Below are 14,585 nucleotides of genomic sequence, written 5' to 3' on the forward strand. Positions count from 1 at the left end.
CATATTTTTTATTTGCTGTCTGATTTAATGTTTATTGTTTTAAATCTTTTTATATAGACATCAAGTATTGTAATAGCAGATGGAGTAATCCCGGAGATTCTTGATGCCTGACCAAGTGTTAATGGCTTGAATTTATTCAACTTTTCTTTAACTTCTGCTGATAAGCCCGGAATAATACTAAAATTAAATTCCTCTGGTATTTTTATATCTTCTATCTTTTTAAATCGTTCCATATACTCCAGCTCTCTTTTTATATAGCCGTCGTATTTTATAGCCACTTCTATGGAATCCTTTAATATCCAGCTTGCACCCGCTAATGATGGTTCTAATCCTTCAATATGTTTCATTGTAACATTAGGCATTTTAAGCAATTGATATAAGGTTATGGCCTCTCCCTTATCATTATACCCGGTTTGTTCAAATATAGCTTTTAATGGTTTTCCTGTTATCTTTTTTTGCTGTAGTGAGGTCATCGCTTCATTATATTGTTCCCTTTTTTCTACAAAATGCTTATAATCTGCGTCGCTTAAAAGCCCTATGTTTTTACCCATATCACTAAGCCGCATGTCCGCATTATCTTCTCTTAAAATAAGCCTGTACTCCGCCCTTGATGTAAACATCCTGTACGGCTCACTTGTTCCTTTTGTAACGAGATCATCTATAAGTACGCCAATATAAGCTTGCTGCCTTGTGATGATCAAAGGTTCTTTATCTAAAACCTGCAAACCCGCATTAATACCTGCAACAATACCCTGCGCAGCAGCTTCCTCATAACCTGAGGTGCCATTGATCTGTCCTGCATGATAAAGCCCTTTTACAAGTTTTGTTTCGAGTGTTGGATATAGCTGTGTAGGGTTAACAAAGTCATACTCTATTGCATACCCCGGCCTCATAATTTCTACCTGTTCAAGTCCTTTTATAGATCTGAGCATTTTTAATTGAATATCATAAGGCAGGCTTGTTGCCAGACCATTTGGATAGATTTCTTTTGTTTGGTAGCCCTCTGGCTCAAGAAATATCTGATGTCGTGGTTTGTCTTTAAATTTTACAACCTTATCTTCAACTGAAGGACAATACCTTGCCCCGGTACCCTTTATAATGCCCGTATATAGAGGAGAGCGATCCAGGCCGGATAAAATAAACGTATGCGTTTGTGCATTTGTGTACGTCATATAACATGAAACCTGCGGGTTTGTAATATACGCAGTTTTAAACGAAAACGGAATAGGCGGTTCATCCCCGGGCTGTTTTTCGAGCACTGAGAAATCTATGTTTTTTGCATCCAGTCTTGGGGTTGTTCCTGTTTTTAGTCTGCCTACCTCAAATCCAAGCTGTCTCAAACTGTCAGATATTCCTATTGAAGGAGGCTCTCCTGCCCTGCCTGCCGGGAAGCTTGTAAGCCCGATATGGATCAATCCATTTAAGAATGTTCCCGTTGTCAAGATAACTGTTTTTCCATAAAACACAAGCCCAATGGATGTTTCAACCCCTTTTATTCTACCCTGCTCTGTTATAAGCGAGATTACTGTTGCCTGTTTTAGATCAATGCCTTCCTGCTGTTCTATAATCGTTTTCATGTATGTTCTGTACATTACCCTGTCACACTGGCAGCGGTTCCCCCTTACTGCCGGGCCTTTGTTTGTGTTTAATCTTCTGAAGTGTATGCCGGCGTAATCCGATGCTATTGCCATCTCTCCACCAATCGCATCAATCTCACGAACAAGGTGACCCTTGGCCAATCCACCTATTGCAGGGTTGCAAGACATATAACCAACAGTATCAAGATTACCTGTAAGCAGTAACACCTTGCAGCCCATTTTTGCACCTGCCAGGGACGCCTCTATGCCTGCGTGGCCTGCGCCAACAACAATAACATCATAATATGTATCATAAATGATTTTTTTCATAAGTGTTTCACATGAAACATTTTAACCGTTGAATATGATTATAGATTATAGCACAGACCGTTTAATAATCAATCTTAAACTCAAAAATACAATAGGGAACCTTTTTATCCGTTTTTTTTAAATGTATTGTTTGGATTAACGAATATTACGCCCCTGTCATTACCACGAGAAGTTACATACAAACGCGTTAAATCTTTGACAAAAATGATAACATCAGGCTGTTTACCTTTTCTGGCGCTTCAAGACAGGTAAGATGAGCCGCATCCTTTACAACCTCTACCCTTGCCCCTTTTATCTTCGCTGCCATTTTTTTTGCCTCTTCAACCGTTGTAAAAATATCTTTCTCTCCTACTATGATCAAAACCGGACAGTCTATATTATGAAGCATTGACGTGGAATCCGATCTTTCCATCATACCCAGCGAGGCATTTGCTATTGCCCCTGGAGAAGTACGGGATATTCCATCTCTTACAGTATGCACAATATCGGGTCTTATCTTTATGGTCGATGGCGCAAACAACTTTTCTGTCCATTCATCTGCAATCTTATCCATCTCTCCGTTGCGCGCCCTTTGAGCCAGATTAATCCTTCCTTGTTTGCCTTGCTCAGAATCCACACCTGACCTTGTACCAAGCAGTATCATTGCCTTTACATATGACGGGAACATCCTGTAGAATGTAAAAATAATGTACCCGCCCATTGAAATACCTGCAAACACGGCATTTTCAATGCCGAGAGTATAAAGCAGTTCCTTCAGGTCATGAGCGAACAGTTCCATAAAGTATGTACCTTCGGTGATCCCCGACTTACCGAATCCTCTCAGGTCAGGGGCTATGACTCTTGCCTTCGTACTAAGGGTCTCTATCTGCAAATCCCAGATATCCCCTGACAGGGGAAAACCATGAATAAGCATTACAGGCACACCCCTGCCTTGATCCCGATAAAACATACTGAAGCCGTTTATCTCTTTATAGGTCTCACTGCTATGCATGCCACGTCATTCAAAATTCCGTATAATTCAATATCCGGAATTTTATTTTTATACCGCTTTCTTTAGTCCTTCTTCTCCAATATCCCTAAGTATTCTCAGTGCATCATCAATGTGCTTCTTAGGCATGAACTGGGATGAAAATATGTGTCTGATGATCCCTTTCTGGTCTATTATGTAAGTTACTCTGCCGGGTAACAAACCAAGGGTCTTTGGCACACCATAAAGCTTTCTTACTTTGCCTTCATTGTCGCTCAACAGAGTAAATGGCAGTTTGTAATGGGATGCGAAGCTTGTATGTGATTCTTTTGTGTCTGAACTGATACCGATCACCTCTGCACCTTCCTGCTTGAAAGCCTCGTAGCTGTCTCTGAAAGCACATGCCTCGGAAGTACACCCTGTTGTATAATCCCTGGGGTAGAAGTACAGCACAATGTTCTTTTTTCCGATGAGATCTTTAAGGTTAACCTTTTCGCCTGACTGTGACACAAGGGTGAAATCGGGGGCAGTATCGCCTATTTTTAGTTCCTTCTTTCCACTCGGTTTTTTTGAAGTCATATAGCACCTCTTTTTACCATAATTATATTATAATCATTGACAGGAAGATTTTGTACATTGTTGAGGCTGTGCCGCCATCTTTTTTCCCCACATGAAGAGTGAGAAGCAATTTTGCACATTGTGTCAAAACCTCTATACAATGGGGACAATACCTTGATTAATCTTATTGCCCCAGTCTTAATAGTATTTTTGGATCAATTCACATCGGAGATTTCAAGTATCCTGTCAATACGAAACGTTCTTGTTTCGTTACGCTCGTGGCAAAACGCCTCGATGCCCACATACTTCTTATCGAGATATGCCATCTCTCCTACAAAATGCGGCGTAATAACTCTTATGGATTTAATATCGTTATTTTTGAGGTAAACAATCTTAAGTTTTTTACCATCTTTAATGGCATTTTTTATTAGAGCTATCTTATCATCCATGGAGCAGAGGTTATCGGACAGCCTATACTGAAAATCCGTTACAAACTTTACCACCCTCCAGTCTATAAAGATGTGCTTCTTTTCTACAGGTTTTTTTAAAACTATTCCATCAAGGCTGGTACACCTGCTAAGTGCAACATATATCTGGCCTGTGCTAAAAGTTCCCCTTCCAATATCTATGACAACCCTTTCAAATGTCTTGCCCTGACTCTTATGAATAGTAACTGCCCATGCGAGCCTGAGAGGGTACTGTGTAAAAGATCCGACAACTTCGGATTCGATCTGTTTCTTATCCATATCGTACTGATAATTAAAAAGCTCCCACTTGTGAGGAACAACATCGACAATGTCCCCTGTTGAAAGCTCTACAGTTATAACATCGATGTTTTCAGGATCCACGGTTATATCAGTTATCTTACCAATGCTGCCGTTTACCCACATGCCGGATGGCTCGTTGTTGAGGAGCATTACCTGAGCTCCTGCCTTTAACCGGAGTTCCATCTGAGTTGGAAGGGTTTCATCTTTAAAGTCCCCTGTTAATTCTCCCAGGTAGGTTACGGGCTCATTTTTGAGCAGCGTAAGATGATCAAGATTGATCTTATTGGCTGCTTCATTTGTTGATGTAAGCCAGATGAAAAAATCCTTCATGCTGGGATCGAAATCGGGTTTATATCTGCGGTTTAATATTTTTAATCCTTCCTCCGTTATTGAGTTATTACGAATAGTATTAAGCAGGTTGATGAAAGACTCGTCCCTCTGGCGGTAAACCTTTTCAAGCTCTATAAACTCCATATCAATCTCTTTCATTGCCCGTGCCTCGAAGAAGAAGGGGCTGTCGTACTGATGTTTAAAAACCTCTTTCTCCCCCTCTTTTACAACAGGCGGAAGCTGGTATAAATCACCGATCAATATCATCTGAACGCCGCCAAACGGCTGGTTATGCTTGTTACCGTTGAACATAAGAAACTGAGCTATGCAATCCATAAGATCGGCGCGTACCATTGAAACCTCATCAATGACAATTGCATCCAATTCCCTGTAAATATTATTATGTGCTTTTTTAATTTTCTTTACGGATTGAAGAGTAACCCCGGGTTTGAACCTAAAAAATGAGTGTATCGTCTGTCCTTTTACATTCAGTGCAGCCACGCCTGTAGGAGCAAGTACTACAATGTTTTTCTTTGTATTGTTACGAAAATAATCGAGAAGTGTTGATTTGCCCGTACCTGCCCTGCCTGTTATAAAGGCGTGCTTCGAGGTATTTTCCATTATATCTAAAGCTTTTTGAAACTGTTCATTTAGCTCAATGGGCTTTTTATATATTGTCATTTTGCAATATTATTCTCTGTATTTTTTTGTTAAAATCACTTTCCAATACAAAATTCGGAAAAGATCTTATCAAGTATATCTTCCGGCGTAATCTCACCGGTTAGCTCACTAATTGCCATTATAGCACTATCAACCTCTTCTGCTATAATTTCAGGAAAAGCCTGTTGAGCAAGTAATTCAATTGCATTTCTTAGTGCCAATTCAGTGTGTTCCATTGCTTGTTTATGTCTTTCTCTGCTTATAACAAGATTACCCTCTATATCTGATTTTGTCTGATACAAAGAGATAGCACGTTCTAATTCATCCAGCCCCTGCTTTGTCTTTGCTGATATTGTAAATACCTGGTAAGGGCTGAATAGTGTTCTAATCCTTTTTATTTCTTCTATATCTTTACATACATCTATCTTATTAATAAGCACAATCACCTTCTGCATATCAATTCCTTGTATAACTAAAAGCTCTTCTTCTAAGGATACTTTTTTTAAAGGATCTATTACTATTGCATTAATATCTGCCTGTTTTATCAATGTTTTTGTCATCTCAATCCCCAACTTTTCAACAAGTTCCTCACTTTTTCTTAACCCGGCTGTATCTATCAATACAATCTTTTTACCCTGATAATTTATTGATTCCTGAATATAATCCCTTGTAGTGCCTGGATGTTCCGTGACAATCGCCCTACTCTCTCCTAACATAGCATTAAAGATACTGGATTTACCAACATTTGGCTTACCTATAAAAGCGACCTTTATTCCTTCTTTTATTATTTTTGCGTGTTCATAACTATTTAATATATAAGCAGTCTCGTCATGAGCTGCCTGTAATATGATGCCTAATTCTAAAACCCCTTTTGGCTTTACATCTTCTTCTGGAAAATCAATCATTACTTCAAGATGTGATTTTACCTGTAAAAGCTTTTCTTTAATCCCTAGAATATACTCTGATAAAAGCCCTTTCAGATGACTCATTGCCTGCTGTCTTGAAGCTTCTGTATCAGACTTTATAAGATCCAGTACTGCCTCTGCTTGTAAAAGGTCCATCTTGCCGTTTAAAAATGCCCTTCTTGTAAATTCACCTTTTTGGGCAGGTCTTGCTCCGGCTTGTATTACCTGTTTTAAAACTGCCTGCATAACGCCGGAACTGCCGTGCGTATATATTTCAGCCATGTTTTCACCGGTATAGGTCTTCGGGCTTTTCATATATGCAAGCATTACGTTATCTATTGTTTTGCCTGATGTATCATTTATATCACCATAATATAGTGAATGACTTTTAAAAGCTTTTACATGTTTTCTGGATTTAAATAAATTTTTTATAATGTGTAATGTAAGTTCCCCACTGATTCTAATTATACCGATTGCCCCTTCTCCAGATGGCGTAGCAATGGCTGTAATTGTATCGCTATTAAAAAAGTCTTTTTTTTTCATTAAAAAACAAAGCGGCCTTTCATATTTTTTATAATCTTCATTAATAAAAACTCATAATATTGACAATGTCAATATTTGGATAAAAATTGCTTGACAATGCCTATAAGGGGCATAATATAATTTATGTATAATTTATGATTATCTTTATTTTTCAATAAGTTATATGGCTTTCTACAAGTTGTGGTTATGGATAATACTTATACTATATATTGGTTTTAAAAAGATGAATTATAAATGTTTAAAAACACATAATACAGCTATATATCTAATTAAAAGATATAGCTTTTTTAGTTTTCCACAGGTGTGGAAAAAGTTGTGTGTAACATTTTTTGATTTATTCTTTGATCTCAATAAGTTACAAACTGAATTATATGTTAATGATAGGTGAACGTATGAAAACATGGGAAACTATAAAACAAACGCTTATAAATTTTTATAATGATTCAAGTGTTGATCCGTGGCTAAACACCTTAAATGTAATAAGTTTTGATAATAATTCTCTTATCATTAGTGTTCCTGATCAATTTTCTTATGATTGGATTAAAAACCATTTTTTAAATGATATAATCCGCGTAGTAAGAGATATTAATGGTAATGAAATAGAGGTATCTCTTATTTTAGAGGATGGAAAGACCGATGAAATAATTAATATTGCACCTATCAAAGATAATAAGTTTATAGACAAAGCAGCAGAGTTACGTGAAAAATATTCCTTGGAAAATTTTGTAGAAGGTGAATGCAATAAGTTTGCATTTGCTGCTGCACAGGCGGTGGCTAAGGGGCCGGGGCATACATACAATCCTCTGTTTATCTATGGTGGCGTTGGCCTTGGTAAAACTCATCTTGTGAATGCAATAGGGAATCACATAAAAAAAGAATATAAACTTTATGTTATATATGTATCTGCAGAAGCTTTTGTAAACGATCTCGTGCACCACTTAAAAACTAACAAGATGGATAGTTTTAGGGAAACATATAGAAATTGTGATGTACTGCTGATAGATGATATAGAGTTTATATCAAATAAAGAAAAAACGCAGGAGGAAATTTTTCATACATTTAATAAGCTCTATGAAGAAAAAAAACAAATCGTATTTACATCAGACAGATTGCCTAAAGAGATACCCGGTATAGAGGAAAGGCTTAGAAGTAGATTTGAAATGGGACTTATCGCCGATATCCAGGCTCCCGATGTTGAAACAAAGGTAGCTATAGTGAAGAAAAAAGCAGAACAAAATAACATTGATATAGATGATGATATAGCATTCTTTCTTGCTTATAACACATTATCCAACATTCGAGAACTTGAAGGATATTTAACAAGGCTGTCAGCTTATGCCTACCTTACTAAAACAAAATTAAATATAAACGTAGCCAAAGAGGTACTGGCAAGTGTTATTAAAAAGAAAGATAAATGGGTTACGATAGAAGATATACAAAAAGCTATATCTATATATTTTAAGATTAAAGTGTCTGATCTGAATTCCCAAAAGAGGATGAGATATATAGCGTATCCAAGACAAATAGCCATGTATTTGGCTAGAACTCTAACAAATGCATCATTTCCTGAGATAGGTACACAATTCGGGAATAAAGACCATTCTACAGTTATTCATTCTGTAAATAAAATAGATAACCTGTATAAAACTGATCAAAGTGTTAAAGATGTTATTGAAAAGATCAAAAAAGGACTTTAATAAAGTTATTTAAAACTTGTTGATAAGTATATTGTAATTATATATATGTAATTACAAACAGAAGTGTTAACACATTTTAAACTGAATTGTTTTAAAAATTTTTTATAAAAATTAAATAGATAAAAAATATGAGTAGATTTTTAACAAACTTACTACTATGATTATTATATATTATCAAATACTAGGAGATAGTTATGGAGTTTAGTATATTAAAAAAAGATTTTGTTTCCGCAATAAGTAAAGTGATCGGTGCAACAGAAAAAAAAGCAAGTATGCCGATATTATCCAATATTTTAATAAAAATAGAAAAAGATATTCTGACAATTATAGGAACAGATCTTGAAGTTACAATTATCACTAAAATTAAGTGTAATAATATAGTTTCAGAAGGAAAAACGGTAGTACCAGCTAAAAAAATATTTGATTTTGTAAAAGAACTGCCCGAGAGTGAAATTAATATAAAAATAGAAGATGGATTGATAAATATGGTTATAGGAAAGATATCAGGTAAATTAAAAGTTTTACAAGCAGAGGACTTTCCTATGATAGAAGAGTACAAAGACGGTTTTACAAAAATTGATAACAACACTATTATGAAGACCATAGATAAAACGATATATGCTGCCTCTACTGATGAGGTTAGATACAGTTTGAACGGTATATTTTTAGAAAAATATATAAATAAATTAAGATTTGTGGCTACGGATAGTCATAGAATGGCTTTGTGTGATTTAAAAGAAGTAAATAGTATAGAAGGTTTAACAAAAGGGGTTATAATACCAAGAAAAGGCTTATATGAAATGAGAAAAATAAACAGCGATAATGACGTTGAAATTGCTATTGATAAAAATAAAAATTTTATAGTAAGAATAGGTGATACTACAATACAGATGAGACTGTTGGATTATGATTTTCCTGATTATAAACCTGTTATACCAAAAGAAACAAAGGTTAATATAAAAATAAATAAAAATATTTTAGCATCAGCAATAAAGAGGGCTCAATCTATATATCAGGATAAAATAACAAGAATCATATTCAATGTTAATAATAAGACTCTTACCATAGAAAGTAGTGAGTCTGATACGGGTGAGGCAAAAGAAGAAATAGAGATAGACTACAATGGTGAACCTTTAACAATAGGCTTTAATGGAAGATATGTATTAGACTGCTTAAACACAATAGAAAGTGATTTTATAATAATTGGTTTGAATAATGATCAAAGTGTTGCAACAATTATACCGGAAGAAGATAAATTACATTATAACCTTATTATGCCTATGAGAATATAGGATAGTTTTATGTAAAAATAGAGTACAGCATTACTGAATATATCTAAGGTCCGGTTTTAGATGATTATGAGATTATATTAAGATACGCAATTTAAAAAAGTAACAAAAACCATCATCCACCCCAAAAGCGAAGCAGCCAAAAAATCCAAAAATTTAATGTGGTTACTTCTTCTCTTCCTGTTTTGGTACCTTGGATTTTGCAGTGGAGATACCAACGACTTTATATAACGGACAAAAGCTTATACTGGATGTTAAAATCGGTACAAACCCTATCAATCCGAGCCATCTCCACGAGCCATGTACCCAGAAGATCATTGAAAGAAGAAATAACCCGATTATCCATCTCACAACCTTGTCAACAGAACCAACATTTTGTTCCATATATATACCTCCTCGTTACTAATAGTATAGTGACAAATAAAAATGATTTCAAGTATTGACTGCGAAAATGCATTTTAAAATATAGAAGAATATGTTGTAAACAATAAAAATAGTTATGGCATGCCATTCGCGCAGAATTGATTATCTGACAAAGATAAAAGTGTTGATAGGCAAGAATAAAAATATAGTTGAAAATATAACCATTTATAATAAATATAGTAATTAACAGGAGGCCAAAAAATGGCAGAAAATAAAAAAAGTAAAATAATCGGCATTATAGGAGGGAGCGGTATGTATGAGATGGAGGGTATAAAAGGTGTTAAAGAAATACGATTAGAAACACCTTATGGGGATCCATCGGATGCCTACATTATAGGTGAATACAATGATGCAGAGTTTATATTTCTACCGCGTCACGGCAAAGGACATCGTATACTTCCATCAGAGATAAACTTCAGAGCAAATATTTATGGTATGAAGATGCTTGGAGTAGAATGGATAATATCTGTAAGTGCGGTAGGGAGTATGAAAGAGGATATAAAGCCGGGAGATATTGTTATACCGGATCAGTTTATAGATTTAACAAAAAAGAGAGAATCAACCTTTTTTGGTAATGGCATTGTCTCGAGTATTTCTATGGCAGACCCTGTATGCCCTGTTTTGTCGGGAGAGCTGTATAGCGCAGGCAAAAAGCTTGGTATAACAACACACAAGGGAGGTACATATGTATGTATTGAAGGACCGCAGTTTTCTTCAAGGGCGGAATCAAAGTTATACAGACAATGGGGTGTGGATATAATAGGAATGACAAATATGCCGGAGGCAAAACTCGCACGAGAGGCGGAGATTTGCTATGCAACGATCGCACTTGCAACAGACTATGATTGCTGGTATCAAGGTATGAAGGATGTTGAAGTGAATGAGATTGTTAAAACGATGCAAGAAAATATAGAAAAGGCGAAAAGTATTATAAAGGCAGTTATCCCTATAATTGATCATTCAAGGGTATGCTCATGTTCTCATGCACTCCGGGATAGCTTTATGACATCAACTTCACTCATCTCCGAAAAGATCAAAAAAGATTTAAAACCCATCATAGGAGATTATATAAAATGAAAAAAAATTTCATAAGAATATGTATATGGGCAAGTTTTATACTAACTTCATGTGCAGTTAACAGTACTACAGGCACAGTAGTAACGATTAATCAAAACAATCAAGATAGGTTTGAAGAGCAAAAGATGTTTACCGTAAACCTGATTCCGCCGGAAGGAGGTAAGTCTATCTGGGAAGGTAAGAAGTTAGAACCCCCTTACAGCAAACAGGTTTTACCTGGTAAGACATATAATGTTCAAGTAGAAACAGCGGATGGAGTTATATATGATGGCAGTATTAAGGTACTTGCAGATGGGGGTAGTATAGGGAAATATCCTGGTTATGATGTAAGACTTTTAAAATATATCAGAGGGATCATTAAACAAGAAAAACATATTTCTTTTTATCTAAACTCTCCGGCAGGCAGGCAGGTACTTTTGGTAACTTTTATATCGCATTAAATCAAAATAATACATATTAAACCGTAAATGGAAACACGGAATTATGAGCAGGGGCGGGTTAAATCCGTCCCTGCCAGCTAGTCAAATTCTACAGATACTCACTTCAGACTTTTGATATAAGCAATAATATCGTCGATCTCTATAGGACTGAGCTTACCTTTAAAAGAAGGCATGACATGTGCGGGAAAACCTTTTACATTATAATCGTCCGGATCAAGGATCTTGTTCTTTATAAATTTATCATCAACAACTATCTTTTCTTCTTTTCCACCTATGTTAACGAATTCTTTTTTACCATACAAACCCTTGTAAGATGGTCCCACAAGTGTAGTACCATTGGCAGTATGGCATGCTGTACAACCTTTTTCTTGAACAATCTGTAAACCTTTTGCAGCACTACCTTCTGCTACCTTTGCTCCCATAGCCTGAGAAACAACCGAAATTCCTGCTATAATCATTATAGCCATAAGCACTGTAAACTTTATTCTTTTTACCATATCATCCTCCTGATAACTAAAATATATGTGCTTCTTAAACCAACAGAGGTACATATAAAATTATTGTTCTTATAATACAAACTAAAACAAATATTCAAGTTTTATTGCAGTTACATCAAAATCAGACGGTGATATATTTGATGTTGGGACTTGAGCAAGTGCTGCATATTGTGCAACCCCTGGGTTATACTTCATAAAGAATGAATGTTCCAACAGTAAATTGACATTCTGGTATGGATACCATGATAGTCCTGCAACAAGAGATTGGACATCCATATCACTTACCTGAGAGGAGCTTGTTGAAAGATACTTTACATATGCCCCATAAGTTCTCTTGTAATAATAATCTGCCATAACACCCAGGCCGTTCCTGCTCACAGAGGTACCACTGTTCGAAAAACTGGTTCCGGAGTACTGATCTACTCCATAAAACTTACTATCATTCTCTGATTGATAAAGTACATAAAGTTCTGCAAGATTGTTGTTGGCAAGATACTGTGCCTGCAGGTCAACGCCATAGTTCGTATAATTATCAAGATAATTTGGATTTACCAGAGATGAAATAGGCTGAGTCATCCTCTCATTGCCAAAATATCCGAATCCGCCGATTTCTACATATACATTATTAAACTCAGGTAAGTAATAAGACACGCGAACACCGGGATCAACAGTGCTTGAGCCATTGAATACCCCGGTTCCAGCCACTCCTCCCTGAACATATCCGGTCAAGGTTTGATTTTTTGTAGGATGATATGCCCCTACACACGCGTAAAGGCCGCCATCAGTAAAGTCACCCCACATACCATATAATTCACCACCTTCTACAAATGCCGTGTTTGTATCAAGTAAGGTATTGTGTGTGCTCATGCCCATAAGTGTAGATGTTAATCCCCACATGCCAAATGTATTTGAAGGATCTGCCATACCAACCGTATCAACAGCTCTGAATCCATAGCTTAAAGTTTTCCCTGCAAATGTTGTATCTGATCCTACAAATGCAAGATCAAAGATACCTAAACCAAGGGTTCCGCCTTCATCATTAATACCTGTTAATTCAATTAATGTACCAATATGAGGACCAATCTTTCCTCCTACATATATACTGGAGTCAGCAAGCAGGTTAAGAACATCCGTATCTCCATACCCTGAAGGATATGAAACAAAGCCCTGTCCTCCTGTCGCGATACCTCTTGGAACAATGCCGTTGTTCCCGCCCTGCTGATTATTCCATCTGGCAACCAGTCTTGCCGACAGCATTGGAACCTTGTTGATTGCAAGTCCAGGCATGGATTTATCATCAGACTTTATCTGATCTACATAGTCTATCGTATAACCATGAAGTTTAAAATTCCTGCCAAATGGTGTTAGATGAGGGAAAACAGTGTGACACACATCACAGGCAAGACCTGTTTGTCTTGCAAAACTCGGTACTGCTTTGGCGTTTTTCGGTAAGCCGATCGTCATAACAAAGACCAACCCTGATAACACTATAACCGTTCCTAATTTACTTAAAACATTCTTTTTCATTAGCTCCTCCTTCTTAAGTTAAAAGATGACTGTTTTTATATGCTATTCAAAATTTGTGTCAACAATTTGGTTTACAATATGCTTCGTATCCGTGGCCGATATACAGGAGAGGTTATTTGTAGAAGAATATATAAAAAACAAAGTAATCAATTATATAATATTCAAATATCTATTGCTTAAAAATTCAAACAAGAATAAAAAAACAAAAGATAAAGAAAAACTTGACTTAATAGATTATATATAGACTTTACAATATAATATAAAAACTAATAAAGGAAGATTTTTTGTTATGAATATTAAAAGGTATATAATTGCAGGATTGTTTACTACACTTATTACAACGACAGTACACGCCGGGCAAAATGCCTGTATTACCTGCCACGAGTCTCTTGGTGGAACGATCGCCGCACCTGTTATACACTGGAAGGGCTCTATACACTCGCAAAACGGCGTAACATGTAATTCATGTCACGGTGGTAATCCTGATGTTAAAACAGGGAATATAAAATTTTTATCACCTGCTGAATTTAGTAATATACAGGCTCATGCAATGTCAAAAGCAAGCGGGTTTATTGGTATACCATCAGGCAAAACGATGTTTGATATGTGTGGGAAATGTCATACGGATTCAGTAAATATGTATGCCAACAGTATAATGGGTGTCGCATATTTAGAAAATAAAGGCGGTCCATCATGCGCAACCTGTCATAATAGCCATGATAATGTTATTCCTGCTGTGCCGAAGGTATGTGAGCAATGCCATAAAGATATAACGGGTTTTGATCAGATATCCCCTATGAATGTTTCCGATGCAACAATTCATGACCTTTCTATGCTAAGGATACATATCGAACAAAAGAAGGTGGAGGGTAATAAGCTGCCCATATTCAGCAAGGAGCTCGCTTCATTTCAGATCGGATTTGTAGCATGGGGAGCAGTGCTTTTACTGTTGATAGTCTCGTTCATCATCTATATCGTACTCGAGAAGAGGAGTTAAT

13 protein-coding genes are annotated in these 14,585 nt (G+C 36.2%); 5 read left to right on the forward strand and 8 right to left on the reverse strand.

Going from position 1 to position 14,585, the window contains the following annotated elements; all coding sequences use genetic code 11:
* Positions 1-8: 8 nt before the first annotated feature.
* The 5 genes from mnmG to mnmE form a co-directional block, all read right to left on the reverse strand.
* Positions 9-1,907, reverse strand: a complete 1,899-nt coding sequence (gene mnmG, locus M1381_01730; GenBank protein ID MCL4477808.1) for a tRNA uridine-5-carboxymethylaminomethyl(34) synthesis enzyme MnmG — start codon at positions 1,905-1,907, stop codon at positions 9-11.
* Between the two features lie 187 nt (positions 1,908-2,094).
* Complete coding sequence (locus M1381_01735) at positions 2,095-2,898, reverse strand: alpha/beta hydrolase (GenBank protein MCL4477809.1); 804 nt, start codon at positions 2,896-2,898, stop codon at positions 2,095-2,097.
* A 48-nt stretch (positions 2,899-2,946) separates the two neighbouring features.
* Entirely contained in the window at positions 2,947-3,453 is a 507-nt protein-coding gene (locus tag M1381_01740) for a peroxiredoxin (GenBank protein MCL4477810.1), read from the reverse strand.
* 194 nt (positions 3,454-3,647) lie between these two features.
* Positions 3,648-5,210: an AAA family ATPase gene (locus M1381_01745; GenBank protein MCL4477811.1), complete on the reverse strand. Its 1,563-nt coding sequence runs from the start codon at positions 5,208-5,210 to the stop codon at positions 3,648-3,650.
* 35 nt (positions 5,211-5,245) lie between these two features.
* Positions 5,246-6,637: a tRNA uridine-5-carboxymethylaminomethyl(34) synthesis GTPase MnmE gene (gene mnmE, locus M1381_01750; GenBank protein MCL4477812.1), complete on the reverse strand. Its 1,392-nt coding sequence runs from the start codon at positions 6,635-6,637 to the stop codon at positions 5,246-5,248.
* 392 nt (positions 6,638-7,029) lie between these two features.
* Here mnmE and dnaA point away from each other — a divergent pair, with 392 nt between their 5' ends.
* Complete coding sequence (gene dnaA, locus M1381_01755) at positions 7,030-8,334, forward strand: chromosomal replication initiator protein DnaA (protein MCL4477813.1); 1,305 nt, start codon at positions 7,030-7,032, stop codon at positions 8,332-8,334.
* A gap of 194 nt (positions 8,335-8,528) precedes the next feature.
* The gene (dnaN, locus tag M1381_01760) at positions 8,529-9,626 is read left to right on the forward strand and encodes a DNA polymerase III subunit beta (protein ID MCL4477814.1); all 1,098 of its coding nucleotides are present in this window, start codon (positions 8,529-8,531) and stop codon (positions 9,624-9,626) included.
* 162 nt (positions 9,627-9,788) lie between these two features.
* Here dnaN and M1381_01765 read toward each other — a convergent pair whose 3' ends face one another.
* A complete protein-coding gene (locus tag M1381_01765; protein ID MCL4477815.1) occupies positions 9,789-10,007 on the reverse strand; it encodes a DUF2892 domain-containing protein in 219 nt (72 codons plus the stop codon).
* 240 nt (positions 10,008-10,247) lie between these two features.
* Between M1381_01765 and mtnP the strand changes: the two genes are divergently transcribed.
* Complete coding sequence (gene mtnP / locus M1381_01770) at positions 10,248-11,123, forward strand: S-methyl-5'-thioadenosine phosphorylase (protein ID MCL4477816.1); 876 nt, start codon at positions 10,248-10,250, stop codon at positions 11,121-11,123.
* On the forward strand, positions 11,120-11,563 hold the full coding sequence (locus M1381_01775) for a hypothetical protein (GenBank protein ID MCL4477817.1): 444 nt from the start codon (positions 11,120-11,122) through the stop codon (positions 11,561-11,563). The genes mtnP and M1381_01775 overlap by 4 nt, the downstream gene beginning before the upstream one ends.
* Positions 11,564-11,661: 98 nt before the next feature.
* Here the strand turns inward: M1381_01775 and M1381_01780 are convergent, their stop codons facing one another.
* The gene (locus M1381_01780; GenBank protein ID MCL4477818.1) at positions 11,662-12,060 is read right to left on the reverse strand and encodes a cytochrome c; all 399 of its coding nucleotides are present in this window, start codon (positions 12,058-12,060) and stop codon (positions 11,662-11,664) included.
* Positions 12,061-12,141: 81 nt separating this feature from the next.
* A complete protein-coding gene (locus tag M1381_01785) occupies positions 12,142-13,587 on the reverse strand; it encodes a hypothetical protein (protein MCL4477819.1) in 1,446 nt (481 codons plus the stop codon).
* Positions 13,588-13,876: 289 nt separating this feature from the next.
* Between M1381_01785 and M1381_01790 the strand changes: the two genes are divergently transcribed.
* Entirely contained in the window at positions 13,877-14,584 is a 708-nt protein-coding gene (locus tag M1381_01790) for a cytochrome c3 family protein (GenBank protein MCL4477820.1), read from the forward strand.
* The last annotated feature ends 1 nt before the right edge of the window (position 14,585 follow it).

The organism is Deltaproteobacteria bacterium, from assembly GCA_023382265.1.
GTDB lineage: Bacteria > JAMCPX01 > JAMCPX01 > JAMCPX01 > JAMCPX01 > JAMCPX01.

Bases quoted from the DNA above. Each gene is read 5' to 3' on its own strand.
- mnmG (MCL4477808.1), bottom strand. From the start codon at position 1,907: ATGAAAAAAATCATTTATGATACATATTATGATGTTATTGTTGTTGGC.
- M1381_01735 (MCL4477809.1), bottom strand. From the start codon at position 2,898: ATGCATAGCAGTGAGACCTATAAAGAGATAAACGGCTTCAGTATGTTT.
- M1381_01740 (MCL4477810.1), bottom strand. From the start codon at position 3,453: ATGACTTCAAAAAAACCGAGTGGAAAGAAGGAACTAAAAATAGGCGAT.
- M1381_01745 (MCL4477811.1), bottom strand. From the start codon at position 5,210: ATGACAATATATAAAAAGCCCATTGAGCTAAATGAACAGTTTCAAAAA.
- mnmE (MCL4477812.1), bottom strand. From the start codon at position 6,637: ATGAAAAAAAAAGACTTTTTTAATAGCGATACAATTACAGCCATTGCT.
- dnaA (MCL4477813.1), top strand. From the start codon at position 7,030: ATGAAAACATGGGAAACTATAAAACAAACGCTTATAAATTTTTATAAT.
- dnaN (MCL4477814.1), top strand. From the start codon at position 8,529: ATGGAGTTTAGTATATTAAAAAAAGATTTTGTTTCCGCAATAAGTAAA.
- M1381_01765 (MCL4477815.1), bottom strand. From the start codon at position 10,007: ATGGAACAAAATGTTGGTTCTGTTGACAAGGTTGTGAGATGGATAATC.
- mtnP (MCL4477816.1), top strand. From the start codon at position 10,248: ATGGCAGAAAATAAAAAAAGTAAAATAATCGGCATTATAGGAGGGAGC.
- M1381_01775 (MCL4477817.1), top strand. From the start codon at position 11,120: ATGAAAAAAAATTTCATAAGAATATGTATATGGGCAAGTTTTATACTA.
- M1381_01780 (MCL4477818.1), bottom strand. From the start codon at position 12,060: ATGGTAAAAAGAATAAAGTTTACAGTGCTTATGGCTATAATGATTATA.
- M1381_01785 (MCL4477819.1), bottom strand. From the start codon at position 13,587: ATGAAAAAGAATGTTTTAAGTAAATTAGGAACGGTTATAGTGTTATCA.
- M1381_01790 (MCL4477820.1), top strand. From the start codon at position 13,877: ATGAATATTAAAAGGTATATAATTGCAGGATTGTTTACTACACTTATT.